The following is a 20,777-nucleotide window of genomic DNA, read 5'->3' on the forward strand; positions in this document are numbered from 1 at the left end:
GGCGCCTCGATCATGTAGAAGATAAGAGCGCATGAAGGACCAGCAACCAGCCGTGAAGCATCTGGGCTTGCGTCACGTCGCTCTGAACGTGATGGACCTGGATGGTTCACTTCATTTTTACCGAGATTTATTGGGATTTTCCGTGGTCTGGCAGCCAGATCCGGAAAATATCTATTTATCTTCCGGGTGTGACAATCTCGCGCTGCATCTCGCCGACGAAGTTGCCCGACCCGGCGCTCTGGACCATCTGGGCATTCTGGTGGCTCAACCCGAGGAGGTCCTCCCTGCGGAGAAGGCGCTACGCGAGGCCGGCGTCGAGATCCTTCAGGCAACCCGCACCCACCGAGATGATAGCGTCTCGTGCTACGTAGCTGACCCGGACGGAAATTCGGTGCAAATTCTTTTTGAACCCACCTTGTCGAAAATTGTCATCCCGGAGATGATCTGATGCCCAAAAGCCCGGCACAGGAAACACCAATGCGCCATCTGGCCGCGTGGTCTGTTCACTTTTTTACCGCGTTCGGCACGATATGTACTCTCGGAGCGCTGTACGCGATCCAGCAGAACGATATCCGCGTCGCTTTTTTCTGGCTCTCGCTCGCCGTCGTGATTGATGCGATGGACGGCGCTCTGGCTCGTCTGGTTCGAGTCAAGGAAGTCCTGCCTGTATTCGATGGAGCGAAGCTGGACGATATCGTCGACTATATGACCTTCGTCATGGTCCCGGTCTATCTCATGCTTGCCACCGGAATCCTCGAGGGGGCCTTCGGTGTTCTCGCGGCAAGTGCCGCGGTTCTCGCCTCCGCCTACCGCTTCTGCCACGTCGCGGCGAAAACCGAAGACCATTTCTTCACCGGGTTCCCGTCTTACTGGAACATCCTGACGTTCTATTTGTATATCTTCGCCATCCCGCCAACCATCTCTGCCATGGTCACCTTCGGACTGGCCATTCTGGTTTTCGCCCCACTGAAATTCATCTACCCCTCTCGCACGCTTTTCATGCGACCCACTTCCGTCATTTTGGGTATCCTCTGGGGACTCGTCGGGTTGGTCGTCGTGGACGCCCTTCCGGAAAGGCGCGTCGGCCTTGCAGCCGTCACTCTGCTCTACCCGATCTACTACACGGGCCTGTCCTTTTATCTCCAATGGAAAGGGAGCGGGGATCAGCAGACCCCACCTGATCCGAACGCTCAGGCCTGAAAGAACACTGCTCTCAGGAGACACGCATCGGGTCGATGAGTGTCTCGCGCAGCGCCACCACCAGTCCCGCGGCCGGCGGCGATCCATCCGTTGTCACGAGCCCCTGCACGAGAATCCCGTTCAAGGTGGAAAGGATCAGACTCGCTCGCACTTCGGCATCAAGCTCCTGTGCGAAGATGCCTTCCTTTTGACCACGTTCGATATTCTCGCGGATCAAACGCCGAAAGTGTCGGTAGAGCTCCAGGACCTGCGCAAAAAAAGCATCCGGCATTTTCTCTTCACGTAAAAACAGGCTCAGAAAAAATCGCACGGACTCAATATGCTCCAGTACGAATGCTGTGTAGCGGTCCGCAATGACTTCGAGGGCATCGTCGGGCGAGAGCGTATTCACATTCTCGATATCGCCGCCCTCGATATGATAAGGCGCAATCGTTTCGGCGATGACTTCGTCAAACAGACATTCCTTATTTTCGAAGTGCCAAAAAATCAGAGCCTTGGAGACCTTTGCCTCGCGAGCAACGCTCGCCAACGAAGTGTTCTCGTATCCATGCCGCGCAAAAAGGCGGTTGGCGGATTCGAGGATCTTAACCCGTGCGTCCATGCCGTTCCGTTCGTGTTCCATTCGACTTCACCCGGGTCAAGCGAAAGTGATATTTCGAATGAATCTTCATCTCAATTCGTGCCTCTGCAGTTTGCCGCTTGCGGTTCGAGGCAGCTTTGGCCGGAACTCGACTGCTTGCGGCAGCTTGTAGCGCGCCAGACTCCCGCTGGCGAATGAGCGTAGGTCTTCCAGCACCGGCTCCAGGCCCGAAACAGGGACGACCACGGCCGTCACAGCCGTACCCCATCTTTCATCGGGGCGCCCCACCACGCCTACATCCGCCACGCCCGGGTGAGCGAGAATTACCGCTTCCACCTCGGACGGAGAAACATTCTCCCCACCCGTCACGATCACGTCATCCGTCCGGCCGAGCAGTTCCAAAACACCCGATGCCTCCATACGACCTTCGTCCATCGTAGGCATCCAACCATCATCGTCCACGAGGCTCTCCAGCGCTCCGGGCCTCGTCAAGCGGCCCAAAGCCACCGTAGGTCCACGGACCTCGATCGAGCCAACACCCGAGAGAACAGGCCTGCGGTCCTTGTCCACGAGACGGATCTCGGTGACGTCGAGAGCCTCACCCACCACTCCCGTGCGGAAGGGGGCCCCGGACGGAACCGCTGTGGCGACCTGCGAGGTCGTCTCGGTCATGCCGTATGTCGGAGCTACCGGCAAGCCGGCTTTCCGAGCACGCTCCAGCAGATCCCCGGTTGCGAGCGCTCCGCCCACAAGGACAAACCGGAGTGCCGCCGGAACCGTCCGCCCAGCAATCGCGTCGATGAGCGGATCGAGCATTGTCGGGACTACGGACGCCTGTGTGATGGAGCCCGACAAAAGTGCCGTGGCCACTCTTTCGGCGTCAAACCCTTTTTGCAGACAAATCGTCGTGCCCAAAATGATGCTGCGTAGAAGGATGGACAGACCACCAATATGATGCAGGGGCATCGATGCCAGCCAGATATCCTCGGCCCGCGATCCGAGTCTTCGACTGCTCGACAACGTGCTCTCCAGATAGTTTCCGGCACCATGGACGATCGCCTTTGACTCGCCCGAGGTGCCGGACGTGAAGAGCAGAGTGAGGGGCCGAGCCAAATCAATTGGTGGTGTCGAAACAGGCTTCGAGGGATCGATCGACAAATCGACGGCTTCCCCGCTTACCCGGACAAGGGGACGGTTGGCCACAGCTGCCGCGGCTTGACCCAGTGCCTCGGTCGAAGCCTCCGCAAAAATGAGATCCGGCTCCGCAAGAGCCACGGCTCGACATACTTCGCGAGTCGTCCATTTGGGATTTCCGATGGCGAGAATCGCGCCAAGCCGCCGCGCCGCATGGAGCAACGTTACAAACCCCGTCCCGGGCGACAGCAGCGAAAGGAGGGTCATCCCCGGGACAATCGACCTTCCTGCCAGAGAACGGCAGTGATCGGTTACTCGGTTCTCGAGTTCGAGGAACGTCGTTTGCCCGCCCTCGTCGTTGATCAGGGCTACGTGATGCGGGCGCTCCTCAGCCTGCCGAGAAAGCCAATCAACCACTTTGATGAATCTCGTCCGGTAGAAGAAAAGGGCTTTCCGCATCCAACGAAACGCCGAGGCCCAAACCAGCCGGCACGTCCATCAAGGGCCCCTCGTGAAGAGCCTGTTCGACCAGGTCACCCTCAAGCAGCGAGAGCGTTGAAAAACCATTGGCGGTTTCGGGCTCGAGCACCGCACTCAAATGCAAGACTGCCGACGTCGCTATCGAAGAATCCAAGCCTGTGGTGAGACAAATCTGCAAACCGTGTCGCTTGGCTTCCGCGGCCACCCGCATCGCCGCAGCGATGCCTCCAACCTGCATCAACTTGATCACGATCACGTCGGCGGACTTCTCCGAGGCGAGGCGGCTTACATCTTCTACCGTGCGGACGCTCTCGTCAGCGGCTACGCGGACACCATTTTCCCGGACCGCACGCATCCCGACCAAATCCTGGCGCCACACCGGTTGCTCGATCCACTCCAGCGAATTCTGCCGAAGTCCGCCGCAGAATTCGACGGCCGTCTGTCTCGACCATGCCCCATTCACATCGAGTCGAAGCCCCAGTTGCGGCAGCGCCTCGCGGATCGCGTGAATTTCCGAAAGCGTCTGCTGAGGGTCCGGGTGAGCCTTGAACTTCGCTGTACGATACCCCATTGCAAAAAGTTCCGCCGCAGACGCTAAGGGCGCATCTCCGCGCAGAAGAGCACTCGACGCCGTGGGCCCCGAGCCGCGCGCTCCAAGGAATCGGGCAAGGGAAACTCCTGCATCGCGCGCCGCGGCGTCGTACAAGGCCATTTCGAGGCCCATCGCCGCACCGGGCTCCATTCCTGACCAATCTGCCGCAGCAAGACTGCCCAGACTCGAGCCGCATAGCCTTTCGGCTATCGACTGAGCTTCACGCCGAAAGTCCTCCCACCCCACGCGGCCGAGGGCCGGATGGGGAGCCATATCCCCGAGTCCCCAGCCCTTCTCCGTGCGCATCTGGACCACCATCCCGCGGCGGGAGCGAATCTTCTTTGAGGCCGTCGACAGGGGTTCATGAAGAGGAATTGCATAGGGCGTCAGAATTATTTTCTGGACGTTCATAAGAGAAGCCCCAGCGCAAAAAGAGCCGAGAAGACCAGCTGGAGGCGTGCTGTCTCTGCCAGGGCACCATTCAAAGCGCGACCGGCACCGTCCTGGCGAACCAAAGCGAGCGGCGATCGTGCCATCCGCATCGCCAGCCAGCTCAACAAAACAGCCGGGGAAGCCACGCCGCAAACGACCAGGAGTGGCGGACAGGCAAAGGCGACAACTATCAGGAAAAGATAGAATTTCCGACCCCAGATCACTCCACGACGCACGATCAAGGTTTTCTTGCCGACCTCCCTATCCCCGTCCACATCACGAATATTATTGACCACCAGAATTGCCGTTGCGAGAGCACCTACCGCGATCGAGCCCACCGCACCTGCAATCGTTAGCTGATCGATCATCAGCCATTCCGTTCCCAGCACGGCTACCGGACCGAAAAACACAAACACGAAAAGGTCCCCCAAGCCTATATAGGCGAGCGGGAGTGGACCTGCGGTGTACGCGATCCCGGAGAGAATCGACAAAAGACCAATCCAGACGATTGGCCAGCCCCCGACCCCGATCAAATAAAGGCCGACAAGAGCCGCGAGTGCGAAAGCCCCCAGACCCGCGCGCAACATGGTCCGAGGAGAAATATCGCCGGCCGAGACCGCCCGCCGCGGACCCTGACGGTCGGCACCATCCGCACCGCGCTGGAAATCGCCCCAGTCGTTTACGAAATTCGTACCAATTTGAATCGCGACCGCTGCCAATAAAATTGCACCGAGGACCAAGGGCCGGAGGGCGCCCTCTGCCACGGCAGCGCCCATGCCCACCAGAATCGGCGCGACTGCCGCAGGCAAGGTCCTGGGCCGCGCCGCCTCCCACCAGATCCCCGATCCGGAACTCATGGGGTCTCCCGTTCCGCGTAAAAAGCCGCCACCGCAGCTTCTGTCGCGACAGGATTTTCCAGCAAGAGTGCGTGTCCGGCCCCCTCGATCACCACACCCTCAGCCCTCGGCATCGCCGCGACCATCTGGCTGGAGATGTCGACGTATTTCTTGTCGAGGGCACCCGAGAGAATCAGACTTCGCATCTCCATCCGCGCGAGCGCCGGCCAAAGGGATGGCTGCCGACCGGGCGTAAACTGTCGAAGGGCTTGCGCAAAAGATGGCCCGTCTCCCGCGAGTTTTCTGGATCTCTCGGCGGCAACTCGCTGTGGCTCGGCAAGTGTCAACGTTTCGAAAAGAGGTTGCTCCATCCACTCGCGCACAAAGGTCTCGAGCCCCTCACTTTCGATACGATCGGCCAATCCATCATCGGCATGCGCACGACGAGACCTTTCGGCTGCATCCTCGATCCCTGGCGAGGCACTGAGAATGATCATCGAAGAAATCCGCTGCGGGAAAAGCGCCGCCAGATGCAATAGTGTCCGGCCACCCATGGAATATCCGATGAAATCTGCTTTGACGACGCCTTGTTTCTCCAGCCAGCGATCGATGACTGCTGCCACGTGAGGTAAACCTGTCGCTGAATCCCGGCCGTCGAACTTCGTATCTCCGTGACCGGGAAGATCCAGAGCGAATACGCGGAAGCGTTTCGAGAGTTCAGGAAGCCACTCGTCCCAACTGGTATGATTTCCGGTGAATCCGTGCAGAAGAACCAGAGGGGGACCCTCGCCCGAGGTAACGGCTGTCAGTTCCATCCCGACACCTGCGACAGCAACGTCCCGATTTCGCGATGAGCTGCGAGTGATTCCCGACGCTCAATCCGCACGACAAGGACGTGACTCTCTCCACTCGAAAGTGCTGCCTGCAAAGCATCGGGAAATTGCTCCGCGCGCACCTCCGTTGAAGCAACCCCATAGGATCTGCTGATTTCAGCGATTGAGCGACCGTGCGAAGTGACAAATAAATCTTCGAAGGCAGGATGCCCTTCGCCGGCCAGCGGCAGATGGTCAAAGATCCCCCCACCGTCGTTGTCCAGAACCACCAGTACGGCACGAGCGTCCGCACGCGTGGCGGCAAGAAGACCGCCGGCATCGTGGAGGAACGAAACGTCCCCAAGCACGCCCACGGTAGCGCCTGAATGCCCGGCGCTGACCCCGAAAATCGTCGAGACCAGACCATCGATCCCCGACGCCCCTCGACTCACAAGAACCTCGGGCGAATCGGATCCAGACGCACAAAAGAGATCAAGGTCCCGAACAGAGATCGAGTTGCCGACAAAAAGCGCTGCCTCGCGCGGAAGTGCCTGCACCACCGACCGAAGGATCGTTCCTTCCACTGGTTCGGTCGTATCCAGATAGCGATCGAGTCGGCCACGGGCCTCGAGACCTGCGGCAACCCAACCTGCCGCCCAGGCACTCCGGTCTGCGTTTTCCGGCAGAGACTCTGCAATCGTCGCAAGAATCGGCGCAAGCGGGCCGGAAATCAGGTGAGTAGCGGTTGCCGCAGGATCGGGCCATTCGCCGTTCTCTGCAAGAATCATTTGCGGAATCTCGGCACACGACATCAAAAATTGCCCGACCGCCTTGGAGGTCGGCAGGTCACCGATGCGCACCAGAAGATCGGGCAATTCCTTCGGTTGCCCGCCTCGCAGCAAGGCATCGTAGGCGTCCACACGGCCATCTTCGGGCTGCAGTCCTCGGACGTTCGCGGTGGCCTCTGCAAAAATGGCCGCTCCGACTCGGCCCGCAAGATTTCGCAACCCTGCCTCCGTCTCTCCTGCGTCCAACACGGTGGGCCCCATCACGATCAGTGGCCGCCGAGCGCCTGCCAAAAGATCGATCACATCCGCAGGCACGTCACCACTGAAGCCGCGAACCTGATGCGTGCGCGTATTTGGCTCGCGCGCACCCTTGCCGTCCTGGTCCGGCGGCGAAGGTACGATTCGTGGACCAAAGGGTTCCCGAAACTCGCAATTGAGATGAACCGGTCCGGACCGAACGCTGCAGGCCTCGGCAACCACTCGATCCGCGAGACGTCGCAAGGCCCTCTCACCGGAAGGTTCGGCCATCGATGCGGCAACATTCGACGCAAAGCGAACATAGGAGCCGAAAATCTCCTGCTGGTGGATCGTCTGGTTGGCCCCACAATCGTGAAGCTCCGGCGGTCGATCGGCACTCAGAACAATCAGGGGCACCCGGGAGAGGCTCGCCTCGATGATTGCAGGAAAATAGTTGGCCAGCGCGGTGCCCGACGTGCAAACCAACGCGACTGGTTTTCGCGAGGTCTTCGCAAGTCCGAGTGCAAAAAAACTGCCGGCTCGTTCATCGATATGCGAAAACACCTTCGCATCAGGGTGGTCGGCGAAAGCCAGCGTCAGAGGCGTCGATCGGCTTCCAGGCGAAATACATGCCGCCTCCACGCCGGAGGCTACCAGTTCTTCAACCAGGATCCGTGCCGTCCGAGCGGCTTCACTCTCCTGCTGCATCGACCCTAGGCTTCCAGAAATGCTTCCAGGATGGTGCGCATTTTCAGACGCGTCTCCTCCAGCTCGCCAGTCCATTCGGAGCCTGCGACAATGCCGGCCCCGGCATGCAGCGTCGCTTCTCCGGAACGAACCAGTGCCGTCCGAATCGCCACACTGATCTCGCCATCGGCGCCATCCATCCAACCGATCCCGCCGCCATACCACCCACGCGGCGACGACTCATGACGATTCAGGGCCGACGCGACTTCGGCGCGCGGCAACCCACCGAGAGCGGGTGTCGGGTGCAGTGTGGCTACCACGTCGAGGAAGGTCGCGTCGTCGAGCAACGTGCCGCGAATCGGGGTCCGCAAGTGCTGGACCGGACCCGCCGACATCGTCTCGGGGGTTTTCTCGGCCTTCACCTGATCGCAGAAGGGTGCAATGCGCTCGACCACGTCGGCGACGACCAATTGATGCTCATGACGCTCTTTGACACTTGTCTGCAGGGTCTCCGCCGCAGCTACTTCTTCGCTCGCTCCATCGCCTCGTCGCGCCGTTCCCGCGACCGCGGCTGTCCTCAACTCGCGATTTTCCACGCAGGCAAGAGTCTCGGGACTTGCTCCGAGAAAGGTGCTTCCATTGCGGCGCACGGCAAAAACATTGGCATGAGGATGGGCACGGCTAAGGTGTCGTGTCAGGCGGGGGACATGAAATTCCTCGACCGAAGAGACCCGCACAGCCCGCGACAGCACCAGCTTTTCCAATTGTCCGCTCTCGATTTCCGCGAGCGCACCCGAAACCGACCTCTGCCATTCGGCATCGGTTTCACGGGCACGCACGTGAAGGTCGAGGGAACTGCGCGTTCGTTTGGGTCGGCAAACCAGTTGCGTCAGATTTTCCTCAAGTGCGTCGAGAACCTCTCCGGGAGACTGCGCGGTATCGGCACTCGCTGCAAAAAGCTCGGTTCGGCCCGGACGCAGCAAGATCGCGACTCGAGGCAAATGAAAGGAGAGGGAGGCGAAGTCCGACCACTCCCCCGCGGGCGCATGTGCCGGGTCGAAGGCAAAACCACCGACAAGCAACGGTCTGGGCAAATCGGCACGGCTCAGGCGAGCCGCGATTTCGCGAAAGCGATCCGGCCCCGCCGCTTCAAAACCCTGCGCGACCCCACTCGACACAATCATTTCCTCGGAGCCCCGTGACCAGAGAAAGGCGGGCTCCTCGGGAGCCAGATCCCATAGAAGACGGGGGTCTCCCGAAAATTCGACCTGTCGACGCTCGATCCGGATTTCGGCTTCGGCGGGGACGCGATGGGGCATCGTCATGAGGATCCACCGGCCCGGGTCGCGATGAGCAATTGCACAGCGCCCGCTCCGAGAGCGATCCGCCGGACCTTGGCGAAACCGGCTTCTTCCAGCATCGCAATCAATTTCGGCGGCTCGGGCAGGTAGGCCGCGGATGCTGGCAGATAACGATAGGCCTCTCTGTCGGCGAGAAGTTGGCCCACCAGAGGAACTATTTTTTGAAAATAAAAACTATGAACCGCGCGGGCGGGGGCAAAGTTTGGCTGCGAGACTTCGAGGATCGCCAAACGACCGCCCGGCCGCAAGATTCTTGCGGACTCTGCGAAGACCGGCGGGATCGACAGAACGTTACGGAGCGCAAATGCCGTCGTGACGACGTCCACGCTCTGATCCGCGAGGGGGATATCCATCGCGTCGCCCTGCACCACTGACGCGCCCATCCCCCGGTCGCGAGCCACAGCCAACATCCCGCCGGCCGGATCGACACCAACAGCGTAGGCCCCGGCGCCTGTGGCCAATTCGATCAAATCACCGGTACCGCAGCCGAGATCGACAACCCGATCGCCCACCTGGATCGCGACCTCCCGCATCAAGCGACGACGCCAAACACGGTCGAGGCCGCCCGTCATCAAAACGTTCATGCGGTCGTAGCCGGGCGCGATCCGATCGAACATATCCCGCACAGTGCGGGCTTTTTCCTCTTGTGCCGGTAGACTCATCGCCACTGCACCTCGAGGGTGCCCGTCGTCGCCTCGCGGGCGCGCGCCAAAGTCTCCTCGTCGCCGTCTTTGGCCAGCCGCGCCAGAGCGACCCCGACCAGAGTGCGGTGAAAATGCGTCGCGACCAGCGTCGTCACGGCCGGCAGGATCCGGCGCACTGCGTTCGCGACCTCATCGCCGTCGGTCAACTCACCCTCCGAGCCCCGCCTGATATGTTGGTCAAAGACATCGGCCGCACGTTCGCAGAGCCCATCGACATGTTTGGCATGGCCGAGAGCCAGGCCAATCAGTTCGCCGAGCGGCAGACCTTCCTGCAAAAGGGCCAACGCAGCTCGGCCCAATTCGATATCCTCTTCGGTATAGGGGCCCTGCTGATTGCCGGCGCCGGCACCCACAAGACCCACCTCTTCGACGGCGTGAATCAGTTCCTCGGAGACTCCGGACTCGGCGGCCACCTCTGCACGGCTGAGATTGGCCCGGCCAGTCCCCGCCGTGAGGGCTTCGATCAACGCCTTGTCAGCCTTTTTGCGAACGGGGCTGACCAGGCGCCGAATGACCTTGAGTGTATGACCCTCATCCTGCAATCGGCGAATCTGGTCGAGGCGTTCGAGATGCCCTTCCCCATAGATCGCATTGCGGCCTACCCGTCGAGGCGGCGGGAGCAGCCCCTGATTCTGATAATAGCGGATCGTATCGACCGGCAGCGTTGCCTCGGCCGCGAGCTCCTCTACACGATAATCCATGTGAATACTCTATGAGTGATTACTCACAAAGTACAAGGGGCAGCTCAGGAAATAAAACGCAAAGTATTGTTTTTACTTAGTTAATTATGCAGCCCGCTCGGCTGCCTCAACCCCGAAAACCAACTCTCCGTCTCGATAATCGACGACAACAGCGGAGCCATCGGTCACCTCAGCGGCCAGGATCCGCCGGCCAAGTTGCGTTTCCAGCTCTCGTTGCAGAACGCGCTTGAGTGGTCGGGCGCCGTAGACCGGATCATAACCCACCTCGGTCAGATGACGCCGGGCCGCCTCGGTAAGCTGCAGTGTGATTTCGCGATCGGCCAGACGGTTTCGCAAGCGCCCAAGCAAAATTTCCACAATCTCGCCGAGATGCTCCTCCGAGAGACCATGGAAGACAACGATATCGTCGACCCGGTTGAGAAACTCCGGGCGAAATTGCTCGCGCAAATCCTCGAGAACGCCCTCGCGCATGAGTGCATGCGCCGGCGCCTCGCGATCCCCGAGGCCGACGGTCTGGCTGAGAATGCGGCTGCTGCCAACGTTTGAGGTCATGATCACGACAACATTCTTGAAATCGACCGTTCTCCCATGACTGTCGGTCAGTCGGCCATCATCCAGAATCTGCAGCAACAGGTTGAACACATCCGGGTGGGCCTTCTCGATCTCGTCGAAGAGCACAACCGAAAAGGGCTTGCGGCGCACCGCTTCGGTCAACTGGCCACCTTCTTCAAAGCCAACATAGCCGGGAGGGGCGCCGATCAGTCGGGCAACCGCATGTTTCTCCATATACTCGGACATATCGATCCGGACCATCGCCTGTTCGTCGTCGAACAGGAACTCTGCCAGAGCTCTCGCCAGCTCGGTTTTACCGACACCTGTAGGTCCGAGAAAAATGAAGGAACCCACGGGCCGCTCCGGGTCGCCAAGCCCCGAACGGGCTCGAATCACAGCGTCCGAGACCGCGGCAACGGCCTCATTCTGGCCGATCACCCGCTGATGAAGTTGTTCTTCGAGTTGCAAAAGCTTCTCGGCTTCGCCTTCCATCAACTTGGCCACCGGGATTCCGGTCCAACGCGCAATAATCGCTGCGATATCGTCGGCATCGACATGATCCTTGATCAAGCAGCCGACCCCCGCGTCTGTAGCCTCCATCGTGGCCTCCTCCAGCGCAGGAATACTGCTGTACTGGAGTTCACTTGCGCGAGCGGGGTCGTAATCCGGGCCCGGTCGGGAGACTCTCTCAAATTCCAGCCGCGCAGCTTCAAGCTCCTGCTGCTTTTCGGCAACCCCGCTGAGTGCGAGTTTCTCCTGTTCCCACTGCGCCCGGAGGCGGGTTTCCTCTTCCTTGAGATCCGCCAGTTCCCGTTCCAGACGCTCCAGCCGGTCTCGAGAGGCCCGATCGGTTTCCTTGCGCAGTGCCTCGCGCTCGATCTCCAACTGCAGCGTGCGGCGGGCAGCCTCGTCGAGCTCGACGGGCATCGAGTCGATCTCGGTGCGCAGCCGAGCGGCGGCCTCATCCATGAGATCGATTGCCTTGTCCGGAAGAAAGCGATCGGAAATATAGCGATTGGAGAGAGTCGCCGCGCTGACCAAGGCCGCATCCTTGATGCGCACCTTGTGGTGCACTTCATAACGCTCGCGCAGCCCGCGCAGGATCGAGATGGTATCTTCCACCCCTGGTTGATCGACCATTACTGGCTGGAAACGTCTCTCCAATGCTGCGTCTTTTTCGATATAATTGCGGTACTCGTTGAGCGTCGTCGCACCCACACAATGCAGTTCACCGCGGGCCAACATGGGCTTGAGTAGGTTGGAGGCGTCCATCGCACCTTCGGTGGCACCCGCACCGACGACCGTATGAAGTTCGTCGATAAAGAGAATGATATTCCCCTCGGCGCGCTGCACTTCGCTCAGCACAGCCTTGAGGCGCTCCTCGAATTCGCCTCGGAATTTGGCTCCGGCGATCAGCGCACCCATATCCAGAGAAACGACCCGGCGGTGCAGCAAACCATCGGGGACATCACCATTGGCAATCCGTTGCGCCAGCCCCTCGGCGATCGCCGTCTTGCCTACGCCAGGCTCACCGATGAGCACGGGGTTATTCTTCGTCCGGCGCGAAAGCACCTGAATCACGCGCCGAATTTCGTCATCGCGACCGATGACCGGATCCAGTTGCCCTCCCCGGGCCGCCTCGGTCAAATCACGCCCGAACTTTTCGAGCGATTCATAGGTATCTTCCGGGTTCGGACCGGTCACGCGCTGGTGACCTCGGACCGCTTGCAGGGCAGACAGGAGGGCAGGGCGATCCAAACCGGCGCCCCGCAGACAGGTGCCTGCAGCTCCCTCGTCAGCGAGCAGAGCCAGAAGGAGATGCTCCACGCTGACGTAGTCGTCCTTGAGCGCTTCTGCCTCGCCCTCGGCCACCGAGAGCAACCGCAACAGCCTCTGGGTCAAATAGGAACGGGAGGCATCGTGGCCGGGGCCGCGGACCTCGGGAATCAACTCCAGGGCTTTTTGCAAAGCTCCGCCGAGCGAACTTTGGTCGATTTCCGCGCGAGCCAACAAGGCCACCGCCAGACCGTCCCCGTCCGCGAGCAGGGCCTGCAGCAAATGTTCCGCATCGACCCCTTGGTGGCCGCGCTCGGCGGCAATTTTCTGCGCATCTGCGAGCGCCTTTTGAGATTTTTCGGTCAGTTTTTGAGCATCCATATGATCACTTCCTCAGCATTGAGATAACCACGATTGCTGCTCTGACAAGGGTTTTCCCTGACATGGCAAGTGCCCTTGGCGGTGCCGTGCCCAAAATGGTAGAAGCGATGTATGGTCTTTATCCGCACATTCACCTCCGTAGCGATTCTCGCATGGGGGCTGATGACGCTCCTGATCGGTCTGGTGGCGTTCAACCTGACCTGGATCGGGATCGGTGGAATCCTTATGCTGGTCGGCCTGCCGTTCCTGGCCGGATTGCCCGCGGCAGCAAAATACCTCTACCCGCCGGCCGAGGGCTGACAACAGATCCGATTGGGTCGGCGTCAAACCGCACGCGGCGCAAAACCGGCCTTCGGCTTCCCCGCTTCAGACGATCTGGGCGAGGCTGCAAGCCCCGAACGTGAGGAAGTAGCTGGCCGTTTGTTTGACGGTGGCGCCATAGACAGGCCCGGTTCCCCCATCCTCGCGGCCCGCGATCCGGATCGTGTTGCGGAACGCCTTGCCCCGCAAATGCTCTGCATATTCAGGCGCATCGGGAACGATATAGCCCTCGGGGTAACTCCAACCCGAAGCGAGTTCGGTGCCTTCCTCGACCGATTCCGCGGCGATCGGTGACCCGTCGGCAGCGACGAAAAGATGATCGTGCCCGACTCGAAGGGTCTGCCCTTCTTCGTTTCGGAACTGCACGAGCGGGGCCTCGGCTGCGAGTTCGCGAATATTGATCATCATGCGAAATCCGATGGTGCCGTCGGCTAGTCGCGTCGTCACGGGCATGACTTTTCCAACCAGTGTCAAGATCTCGACAGGACCGTCGATAGTCTCGACAAGAGCGCTTCCGGAGAGTCGGCTATTGGTCGGGGGTGGCGGTTTTTTGGGTTTTTCCATCAGCTTTTAAAAGATCGGATGATCGTCCTATGTCGCAGAACAGCAACTCATCGCAATCCAGCATGTCCCCTGTGGGGATTCAACTGAATCGGCCGCAAAGTGCGCCGAAGCGGACGGCACGTGGCTTGCAGCGGTCTCCCTCCAGAAAGGGAGACTCGCCCATGGATACCTTGCGCCATTACAGCACCAGAGACTCGATAACGGATCTTTTTGCTCCGGATATGATCACGCCCGAGCAGCATCGCGATCAAGTCAGGCCCGAGCCGACAGATCAGCCGGAAATAAGGCTGATGCTGGCGGTGATGGAGGATGCAGTAGCCACTTTCCAACGCTACCTGAAGGAGCCTTCACGCGGGAATGAACGCGAGTATCAGGAGACTCGCGCCTGGTTGGAATCCGAGGATCTCGAATGGCCTTATTCCTTCTCGAATCTCTGCGAAGCTCTGGGAATGGACCCACAGTTGGTGCGCGAGAAAATGCTCAGTTGGGAAACCCGACCAGAGCAACTCCAAAGCGGTCTCTATCGCTTTCCCTTCCGTCGGGTGAATGGCAAGCGTCATTCGATCAGCTTGCGGGATCGGGAGTCGGCCTGAGCAAAAAGCACTCGACGGGCAGTCGACGCCGACGGATGACGATCAGAGGGACGGATCCAGAGCAATCTTGAGCGCACCGGGCAGGCTAGCCTCGCGGATGCCCCTTGCGGCTTCGGAGAGAGGTAGAACGGCGGCAAGCAGGGGAGCGACCTGCACCTGGCCTTTGGCCAAGGCCTCGATTGCCGGGGCAAATGGCCCACAGCGCGAACCGATCAACGACACTTCATGGATCACCAATGGTGCGATATCGATTTCGTGCCGAGCAGCGATCGTCGTTTTTTGCACAATGGCCCCCTCGGGACGCACGAGCTGCATGGCTGTCGCCAGACCATCCGGATGCCCCGTAGCCTCGACGACCAGAGCGTAGTTCCTCCCGACATCATCCATCGTGACCGCTTCGAGACCCACCGCCCGTGCCTTCGCCATCGCTTCATCGTGACGACAAAGAACAACCACATCGTCGCCCCGCAGAGCCAAAACCTGTCCACACAGAAGGCCGAGTTTACCCGCACCCAAGATCAAGGTGCGGCCCCCGCGATAAGCTCTCGACTGCACATCTGCCTCGAAGGCTGCGGCCAGGGGTTCAACAAAGACGGCCTCCCTGTCGCTGACCGTATCCGGTATGCGATGCAGGTTCTTCCAGGGGACTCGGACCCTCTGGGCAAAGGCACCATCGGATCCCAAAATCCCCATGACCGTCCGGTTCGGACAATGCCGTGTCTGCCCGCGCGCACAAAAGGAACATCGATGGCAGGCAAAGTTGATCTCGCCGGAGACTCGACTGCCGATCCATTCCGGTGGGCCTTCGAGAACCACACCCACGAACTCGTGCCCGAGAACGCCTCGGAAATCCATATAGCCCTGAAGGATCTGCAAGTCGGTTGAGCAGATCCCCGCGAGCTGGACCTCGACCAGAGCCATCGTATCGCTGGCCACCGGGTCAGGGTGGTCGGTTACGACCGAAGCTCCCCTGCCGTCCCATAGAAAGGCACGCATGCTTGCACCCGCCGCTTGAGCGCGGACTATTTCTTCATCAGACGCCGGGGAAATTGCTCACCGGCATCGTCCGCCAAGGCTTCTGCGAGCTGCGCTGTGCGCTCGGCCGCGGCTGCCGAACGCTCGGCAGCGGCCGCGGCCCGCTCGGCAGCCCCCTGAGCCGCGCGATCTGCGGCGGTTCCTCCGCCGCGAGCCATCTGCGTCCGGGGTATCCGCGACTCGTGGCGAAGAATCGTGATCACCGGCGACCCGAGAATATAGGCCCTGCCGTAGATGAACATCCGATCGAGGTCCTCATAATAGGTTCGCACCTCCCATGGAGACCAGGGTTCCCGAACGCGGACTTTCTGAATTTCGGCCCGATCGGGTTTTCCGAGCCGCGTCACGGTTTCACGGAGGGCCGAGTTTTTATCCAGTACTTCGGCAAATTCCCGCTTGGAGAGAACTCGCGGTGATCCGATATCGCAGACGTAAGGGCGCTCGGGGCTATTCTGGCACCCCTCACCCAAGTCTGTGGATGCCGCAAAAAGCGGGGGCACCGGTCCGAGAATCAGACATAAAAGTGCAATCCAGCTTGTTCTAAACATTCCCTATCTCCCCCTTCGGGCCGGACCCGCAGAATACGAGGCCCCCTCTGGAGTCTTCGGACATTCCGACCCCGGACTCAAGTCCCCGATGAATCGGATTGTGTCGCCGTCCCGGACGCACCGGCCGCAGCCTCTCGAGCCATCGGGGGCGCGGGCTTTGGCATGGATTCTTCCTCTGCGGGAAGAGATTCAAGGACTTTCTCGATTCGATTGCGCATCCGGACCAGACTGCGGCGCAGCGGTGCCACCTCGTCGGTGGCGAGCGCAAGGGGGTCGGAAAATCCCCGAATTGCTCGACTCAGACGACGCACGGCCCGCAGTACGGGCCGAGAACTTGCCTCGGGGTTCGCCGCCCGCTGCTCGTTGCGGAAACTGCGCACCGAGATCGCATCCAGCTTGACTCTGGTCCAGAGGGTCCGCATGGCCTCCTCGGAGCTCTGGCGGGCGATACTGATCATGATTTCCCGGGAGGCCGGAGCCTCCATCGCGAAATACTCTTTCTTGATATCATCCGGCAAACGCGTGAGGGCGAGCGTATTCGAGACATAAGGCCGACTTTTATTGATCACGGCTGCAAGGTCACCGTGCGAAAGGCCGCGCTCCGACGCGAGCAGCGAGAGCGCCTCGGCTTCTTCGAGCGGCGAAAGATCCTCGCGCTGAACATTCTCTTCCAGGGCGACTTCGAGAAGATCGTCCTCGCTCATCATCGCCGGGATCTGCTCCACACCAGCTCTCTGCGATGCGCGCAAACGCCGCTCGCCAGCAATCAGAGTATAACCGCCGTCTGGCTCGGGGCGAACGATTACCGGCTGGAGAACACCGCGCTTACGGATCGACTCCGCGAGATCCTCGAGTGCTTTTTCCTCGAAATGCTGTCGTGGCTGCTTCGGGTTGGTGCGAATATCCACGATCGGTATCGAGCTGAAGACCGTTCTTCTCTTCCCGAAAATACGGCCGGCCATCGCCAATGTCGGTGGTTTTGCCTGCGCTGCGGCTGCTGCGGCTGCGGCTGCCGATACGGCGGCAACGGATGGGCCTTCCAAATCCTCTTCAGTGGAACCTTTCGGCTCGACCCGTGGTTCGTTCTCCACGATTCCACCCCCTTCGACGAGTGTCCCTCGACACTCTTCGGGCAAATGCTCCCATCTGCCCATCCAGCCCGTGCTGGATGAATCCCACCTATCGACAAAAAGCGCCGCGAGTCAATCAGGAACTCCCAAACGGCCCCCGCTCCCCGGGCACAAAAAAACCCCATCCGCCGAGGCAGATGGGGTTTTTCGCCACAAAAAGCGTGGGTCAGGCCGGGATCTTGCCTTGCAGCAAGAAGGCGATGACCAGAGCGTAAATGGCCAAAGCTTCAATGAAGGCGAGACCCAGAATCATCGGGGTCTGGATCCGGTCAGCCGAATTCGGATTGCGGCCGATGGACTCCATCGCAGCCGTGAGGCCGCGACCCTGTCCGAGGGCGGCACCGATAGCAGCACCGGAAATCGCGATAGCCGAAGCCAGAGCGATCATGCCGTATTCACCTGCAGCAGCACCATCGGCTGCGAGAGCAGCTTCCGGGAAGACGACGGCCAAGGCCGTGACGATCACTGTAAGAATAGCAACTTGGATTTTCATTTGGATTGTTCTCCTCTCCCGCCGGGCTTGCTGATCCTGATGGACCCGATCCTCTATCTTCATCCTCACCACAGCGTGTGGGTCCGGACGCAAGCCTGCGTAAATTCCGAAGGGCGGCTTAATGCCCTTCGCCGTGCCCGTGGTCTGCAGACTGCACACCGAGGGCAATATAAATCATGCTCAGAAGCATGAAGACGAATGCCTGAATTACCGAAACCAGAGTTCCGAGGAAGTAGAATACGACCGGCACAACGACCTTGGTGAGATCGGTGAAGATCTCGAGGACCAGATGATCGCCGAACATATTGCCGAAAAGGCGCAAGCCCAGAGAAGCGGGGCGAACAAAGACGCCAATCATCTCGAGGGGGAAAATCAGCCAGGCCAGCCACCAGAATGGGCCGGCCATATGCTTGAGGTAACCGATACCGGCGACCTTGAATCCGTAATAGTTGAAAACGATGAATGAACAGACGCCCAGCGCGAAGGTGATATCGAAATCGCTTGTCGGGGGTCCGAACCCGGGCACCAAACCGAGCAGGTTGCACGAAATAATGAACAAGAAAAAGGTAGCGAGAATAGGGACATAGGTCGCTGAACCTTTGCCGATCACGGATTCGCACATACTGGCGATGAACTCGACGATGACCTCGAAGAAGTTCCGTGCCGACAGATTCTCGTCGGGAATCAGGACCTGATCGCCCCCAGTTGTGATCGCGCTTCTCGCGCGGGCGGCCAACAGCACCAGCAACCCCATGACAAAGAGGCCGGTGACAACAGATTTCCAAAGATCGGGGACGCCGAGAAGTCCTACCCAGGTGACCGGATGTTCCATTTTTTTCCTTTTCGCGAATAAGCAGCTTTTGCCACTACTGCCGCCCGATTGGGTAACATGTGTCAGCTACAATCGCCATGGGGAGCGTGGTTGCACCAGCCGCGAACGACATGGGACCGAGGAGCTGTCCGGAGAGGCCGAAGATTGCCAGACCGAGAAAAAGCGCGAGTTTCAGAAAAAAGAAAAACATCGCCAAAACAGGGCGCTTTTGGTTGCGGGTGGCGTAGGAGAACGCCTGACGGCTCAACACGAGGCTTCCTGTCATCAAAAAGGCGCCCAGAAACAGGCTCAGGGGCGCACCGCGAGCGACAGCGAGCTGGAACCCGACTCCGCAAAGGATCGCGAATACCTGCCACAGAAGGATGGATTGCAGGCGCAGAGGAGCCCCCGGAACCGTCGGTTCTTCGAGCAAAACCGGGTCCTCTGTGAATGCAGGTTCGTCAGGGCCCCTCGTCACGGGCCCTCTCGAATTGCCTGGAGAGTTGGATAATGCGGATGAACGAAGTAATCAGGCCCGCGAAAGTCCCGATCATGAAGAGCCAGGGACCGGTGTCGAAATAATTATCTGCGTACCAGCCCACGGCCATGCCCCCCAGAGTGGACGCCGAGAACTCCAGACCGAGTGCGGTCATCTGCACCCCGACCTGGCGCTTGGTCTGTCCGCGGCCCTCGGGGGCCGATTTCGGATTGGGTTCCTCCATGGTCAGCCTAGGCCCCGAAGGAAACTTCCGCGGCATCGAGCACCCGCTCAATCTGAGCCTCGCCGTGTGCCAGAGACACAAACCAGGCCTCGAACGAGGACGGGGGCAGATTCACTCCGGCGGCCGACATGGCCCGGAAGAAACGGGCGAAGGCTTCCGTGTCGTTGGACCGCGCCTGCGCAAAATTCCGGACCTCGGTCACACCGAAGAAAAGCGTGAGCAGGGAGCCGACTCGCTGAACGCATCCCGTCACACCCGCGGCTTGCATGCGCTCACGCAAGCCGGCTTCCAGTTGCGCGCCACTCTTTTCGAGACGTGCGTAGGCATCGGGCGTGAGCAACTTCATGGTCTCCTTGCCGGAGGTGCAGGCGACCGGATTTCCGGACAAGGTACCCGCCTGATAAACAGGTCCCTCGGGTGCGAGATAATCCATCAAGTCCGCGCGTCCACCCAAGGCTGCCAGCGGTAATCCTCCACCGATCACCTTGCCGAGTGCGGTCAGGTCAGCCTTGATCCCGAAGAGCTCCTGAGCGCCACCCCGAGCCACGCGCAAGCCCGTAATCACCTCATCGAAAATGACCAGACCACCAGCAGCGTGGGTCGCTGCCACCACCGCCTCGAGGTAACCGGGGTCGGGAGGAACCACCCCCATATTGGCAGCGATGGGCTCGATTATCACCGCAGCTACAGGGTTTTCTTCGGCCAGGGAGGCCTGCAGTGCCTCGAGGTCATTGTAGGGGACGACGCTGGTCAGAGCACCAATATCCGGTGGGACACCCGCGCTATCCGGTACGCCGAGTGTCGCCGCACCCGAACCGGCCTTCACCAGGAGGCCGTCGCTATGCCCGTGATAGCAGCCGTCCATCTTTATGATGCGATCCCGTCCCGTAGCCCCCCGGGCGAGTCGGATGGCGGTCATGGTTGCTTCCGTTCCGGAAGTGACCAGACGCACTTTCTCGATCGAGGGAAATGCTTCCACGATGCGCTCGCCCAATTCGATTTCAGGAGGCGTTGGCGCCCCGAAGCCTGTCCCTCGTTTCGCCACATGCAGCACCGCGTTGACCACATCGGGGTGGGCATGACCCGCGATCAACGGGCCCCAGGCGCAGACCATGTCGAGATAGCCATTCCCATCGGCATCGAAGACCTCGGCTCCACGCCCTCGAACCAGAACGAGCGGATCTCCACCAACCGCGTTCCAAGCCCGAACGGGACTGTTCACACCCGCGGGCGCGACCTTGCGCGCTCGCTCCATCAGCTTCTTCGATGTCTCCTGCAAACCAATTCTGACAATATCGAAATTTTTT

23 protein-coding genes are annotated in these 20,777 nt (G+C 60.2%); 4 read left to right on the forward strand and 19 right to left on the reverse strand.

Features of this window, described 5'->3' with window-relative positions; all coding sequences use genetic code 11:
* Positions 1-31 precede the first annotated feature (31 nt).
* A complete protein-coding gene (locus P8K07_13010; GenBank protein ID MDG1959435.1) occupies positions 32-448 on the forward strand; it encodes a VOC family protein in 417 nt (138 codons plus the stop codon).
* Positions 448-1,200 (forward strand): CDP-diacylglycerol O-phosphatidyltransferase, encoded by a 753-nt coding sequence (locus tag P8K07_13015; GenBank protein ID MDG1959436.1) that lies wholly within the window; start codon positions 448-450, stop codon positions 1,198-1,200. The genes P8K07_13010 and P8K07_13015 overlap by 1 nt, the downstream gene beginning before the upstream one ends.
* A 13-nt stretch (positions 1,201-1,213) precedes the next feature.
* On the opposite strand, the gene P8K07_13020 is transcribed toward P8K07_13015, so the two are convergent.
* The 10 genes from P8K07_13020 to clpB all read right to left on the reverse strand — a co-directional run bounded on the left by P8K07_13020 (position 1,214) and on the right by clpB (position 13,253).
* Positions 1,214-1,822: a TetR/AcrR family transcriptional regulator gene (locus P8K07_13020; protein ID MDG1959437.1), complete on the reverse strand. Its 609-nt coding sequence runs from the start codon at positions 1,820-1,822 to the stop codon at positions 1,214-1,216.
* 45 nt (positions 1,823-1,867) lie between these two features.
* A complete protein-coding gene (locus P8K07_13025; protein ID MDG1959438.1) occupies positions 1,868-3,331 on the reverse strand; it encodes an AMP-binding protein in 1,464 nt (487 codons plus the stop codon).
* Positions 3,324-4,397, reverse strand: a complete 1,074-nt coding sequence (menC, locus tag P8K07_13030; GenBank protein ID MDG1959439.1) for an o-succinylbenzoate synthase — start codon at positions 4,395-4,397, stop codon at positions 3,324-3,326. Before menC ends, P8K07_13025 begins: the two co-directional genes overlap by 8 nt.
* The gene (locus P8K07_13035) at positions 4,394-5,275 is read right to left on the reverse strand and encodes a 1,4-dihydroxy-2-naphthoate polyprenyltransferase (GenBank protein ID MDG1959440.1); all 882 of its coding nucleotides are present in this window, start codon (positions 5,273-5,275) and stop codon (positions 4,394-4,396) included. The genes menC and P8K07_13035 overlap by 4 nt, the downstream gene beginning before the upstream one ends.
* A complete protein-coding gene (gene menH, locus P8K07_13040) occupies positions 5,272-6,069 on the reverse strand; it encodes a 2-succinyl-6-hydroxy-2,4-cyclohexadiene-1-carboxylate synthase (GenBank protein MDG1959441.1) in 798 nt (265 codons plus the stop codon). The genes P8K07_13035 and menH overlap by 4 nt, the downstream gene beginning before the upstream one ends.
* Positions 6,060-7,799, reverse strand: coding sequence for a 2-succinyl-5-enolpyruvyl-6-hydroxy-3-cyclohexene-1-carboxylic-acid synthase (menD, locus tag P8K07_13045; GenBank protein MDG1959442.1), 1,740 nt, complete (start codon positions 7,797-7,799; stop codon positions 6,060-6,062). The genes menH and menD overlap by 10 nt, the downstream gene beginning before the upstream one ends.
* Positions 7,800-7,804: 5 nt before the next feature.
* The gene (locus tag P8K07_13050; GenBank protein MDG1959443.1) at positions 7,805-9,103 is read right to left on the reverse strand and encodes an isochorismate synthase; all 1,299 of its coding nucleotides are present in this window, start codon (positions 9,101-9,103) and stop codon (positions 7,805-7,807) included.
* A complete protein-coding gene (locus P8K07_13055) occupies positions 9,100-9,801 on the reverse strand; it encodes a ubiquinone/menaquinone biosynthesis methyltransferase (GenBank protein MDG1959444.1) in 702 nt (233 codons plus the stop codon). The genes P8K07_13050 and P8K07_13055 overlap by 4 nt, the downstream gene beginning before the upstream one ends.
* Positions 9,798-10,544: a MerR family transcriptional regulator gene (locus tag P8K07_13060; GenBank protein ID MDG1959445.1), complete on the reverse strand. Its 747-nt coding sequence runs from the start codon at positions 10,542-10,544 to the stop codon at positions 9,798-9,800. Before P8K07_13060 ends, P8K07_13055 begins: the two co-directional genes overlap by 4 nt.
* An 84-nt stretch (positions 10,545-10,628) precedes the next feature.
* On the reverse strand, positions 10,629-13,253 hold the full coding sequence (gene clpB, locus P8K07_13065; protein ID MDG1959446.1) for an ATP-dependent chaperone ClpB: 2,625 nt from the start codon (positions 13,251-13,253) through the stop codon (positions 10,629-10,631).
* 111 nt (positions 13,254-13,364) lie between these two features.
* Between clpB and P8K07_13070 the strand changes: the two genes are divergently transcribed.
* Positions 13,365-13,553 carry a hypothetical protein gene (locus tag P8K07_13070; protein ID MDG1959447.1) on the forward strand — a complete coding sequence of 63 codons (189 nt, stop codon included), beginning with the start codon at positions 13,365-13,367 and terminating at the stop codon, positions 13,551-13,553.
* Between the two features lie 66 nt (positions 13,554-13,619).
* Here the strand turns inward: P8K07_13070 and P8K07_13075 are convergent, their stop codons facing one another.
* Positions 13,620-14,138 carry a hypothetical protein gene (locus tag P8K07_13075; GenBank protein MDG1959448.1) on the reverse strand — a complete coding sequence of 173 codons (519 nt, stop codon included), beginning with the start codon at positions 14,136-14,138 and terminating at the stop codon, positions 13,620-13,622.
* A 161-nt stretch (positions 14,139-14,299) separates the two neighbouring features.
* Between P8K07_13075 and P8K07_13080 the strand changes: the two genes are divergently transcribed.
* A complete protein-coding gene (locus P8K07_13080; GenBank protein MDG1959449.1) occupies positions 14,300-14,731 on the forward strand; it encodes a hypothetical protein in 432 nt (143 codons plus the stop codon).
* 42 nt (positions 14,732-14,773) lie between these two features.
* Here the strand turns inward: P8K07_13080 and P8K07_13085 are convergent, their stop codons facing one another.
* The 8 genes from P8K07_13085 to hemL all read right to left on the reverse strand — a co-directional run bounded on the left by P8K07_13085 (position 14,774) and on the right by hemL (position 20,755).
* Positions 14,774-15,727: an alcohol dehydrogenase catalytic domain-containing protein gene (locus P8K07_13085; GenBank protein MDG1959450.1), complete on the reverse strand. Its 954-nt coding sequence runs from the start codon at positions 15,725-15,727 to the stop codon at positions 14,774-14,776.
* Between the two features lie 26 nt (positions 15,728-15,753).
* A complete protein-coding gene (locus P8K07_13090) occupies positions 15,754-16,314 on the reverse strand; it encodes a hypothetical protein (protein MDG1959451.1) in 561 nt (186 codons plus the stop codon).
* A 77-nt stretch (positions 16,315-16,391) separates the two neighbouring features.
* The gene (locus P8K07_13095; protein MDG1959452.1) at positions 16,392-17,405 is read right to left on the reverse strand and encodes a ParB/RepB/Spo0J family partition protein; all 1,014 of its coding nucleotides are present in this window, start codon (positions 17,403-17,405) and stop codon (positions 16,392-16,394) included.
* Positions 17,406-17,610: 205 nt separating this feature from the next.
* Positions 17,611-17,937, reverse strand: coding sequence for an ATP synthase F0 subunit C (gene atpE / locus P8K07_13100; GenBank protein ID MDG1959453.1), 327 nt, complete (start codon positions 17,935-17,937; stop codon positions 17,611-17,613).
* Positions 17,938-18,055: 118 nt separating this feature from the next.
* Complete coding sequence (atpB, locus tag P8K07_13105) at positions 18,056-18,769, reverse strand: F0F1 ATP synthase subunit A (GenBank protein MDG1959454.1); 714 nt, start codon at positions 18,767-18,769, stop codon at positions 18,056-18,058.
* 34 nt (positions 18,770-18,803) lie between these two features.
* Positions 18,804-19,226, reverse strand: coding sequence for a hypothetical protein (locus P8K07_13110; protein MDG1959455.1), 423 nt, complete (start codon positions 19,224-19,226; stop codon positions 18,804-18,806).
* A complete protein-coding gene (locus P8K07_13115) occupies positions 19,210-19,470 on the reverse strand; it encodes an AtpZ/AtpI family protein (GenBank protein ID MDG1959456.1) in 261 nt (86 codons plus the stop codon). The genes P8K07_13110 and P8K07_13115 overlap by 17 nt, the downstream gene beginning before the upstream one ends.
* Positions 19,471-19,477: 7 nt before the next feature.
* Entirely contained in the window at positions 19,478-20,755 is a 1,278-nt protein-coding gene (gene hemL / locus P8K07_13120; GenBank protein MDG1959457.1) for a glutamate-1-semialdehyde 2,1-aminomutase, read from the reverse strand.
* Positions 20,756-20,777 lie beyond the last annotated feature (22 nt).

The organism is Candidatus Binatia bacterium, assembly GCA_029248525.1.
Classification (GTDB): domain Bacteria; phylum Desulfobacterota; class Binatia; order UBA12015; family UBA12015; genus UBA12015.

Bases quoted from the DNA above. Each gene is read 5' to 3' on its own strand.
- P8K07_13010 (MDG1959435.1), top strand. From the start codon at position 32: ATGAAGGACCAGCAACCAGCCGTGAAGCATCTGGGCTTGCGTCACGTC.
- P8K07_13015 (MDG1959436.1), top strand. From the start codon at position 448: ATGCCCAAAAGCCCGGCACAGGAAACACCAATGCGCCATCTGGCCGCG.
- P8K07_13020 (MDG1959437.1), bottom strand. From the start codon at position 1,822: ATGGAACACGAACGGAACGGCATGGACGCACGGGTTAAGATCCTCGAA.
- menC (MDG1959439.1), bottom strand. From the start codon at position 4,397: ATGAACGTCCAGAAAATAATTCTGACGCCCTATGCAATTCCTCTTCAT.
- P8K07_13035 (MDG1959440.1), bottom strand. From the start codon at position 5,275: ATGAGTTCCGGATCGGGGATCTGGTGGGAGGCGGCGCGGCCCAGGACC.
- menH (MDG1959441.1), bottom strand. From the start codon at position 6,069: ATGGAACTGACAGCCGTTACCTCGGGCGAGGGTCCCCCTCTGGTTCTT.
- menD (MDG1959442.1), bottom strand. From the start codon at position 7,799: ATGCAGCAGGAGAGTGAAGCCGCTCGGACGGCACGGATCCTGGTTGAA.
- P8K07_13050 (MDG1959443.1), bottom strand. From the start codon at position 9,103: ATGACGATGCCCCATCGCGTCCCCGCCGAAGCCGAAATCCGGATCGAG.
- P8K07_13055 (MDG1959444.1), bottom strand. From the start codon at position 9,801: ATGAGTCTACCGGCACAAGAGGAAAAAGCCCGCACTGTGCGGGATATG.
- P8K07_13060 (MDG1959445.1), bottom strand. From the start codon at position 10,544: ATGGATTATCGTGTAGAGGAGCTCGCGGCCGAGGCAACGCTGCCGGTC.
- clpB (MDG1959446.1), bottom strand. From the start codon at position 13,253: ATGGATGCTCAAAAACTGACCGAAAAATCTCAAAAGGCGCTCGCAGAT.
- P8K07_13070 (MDG1959447.1), top strand. From the start codon at position 13,365: ATGGTCTTTATCCGCACATTCACCTCCGTAGCGATTCTCGCATGGGGG.
- P8K07_13075 (MDG1959448.1), bottom strand. From the start codon at position 14,138: ATGGAAAAACCCAAAAAACCGCCACCCCCGACCAATAGCCGACTCTCC.
- P8K07_13080 (MDG1959449.1), top strand. From the start codon at position 14,300: ATGGATACCTTGCGCCATTACAGCACCAGAGACTCGATAACGGATCTT.
- P8K07_13085 (MDG1959450.1), bottom strand. From the start codon at position 15,727: ATGCGTGCCTTTCTATGGGACGGCAGGGGAGCTTCGGTCGTAACCGAC.
- P8K07_13090 (MDG1959451.1), bottom strand. From the start codon at position 16,314: ATGTTTAGAACAAGCTGGATTGCACTTTTATGTCTGATTCTCGGACCG.
- atpE (MDG1959453.1), bottom strand. From the start codon at position 17,937: ATGAAAATCCAAGTTGCTATTCTTACAGTGATCGTCACGGCCTTGGCC.
- atpB (MDG1959454.1), bottom strand. From the start codon at position 18,769: ATGGAACATCCGGTCACCTGGGTAGGACTTCTCGGCGTCCCCGATCTT.
- P8K07_13115 (MDG1959456.1), bottom strand. From the start codon at position 19,470: ATGGAGGAACCCAATCCGAAATCGGCCCCCGAGGGCCGCGGACAGACC.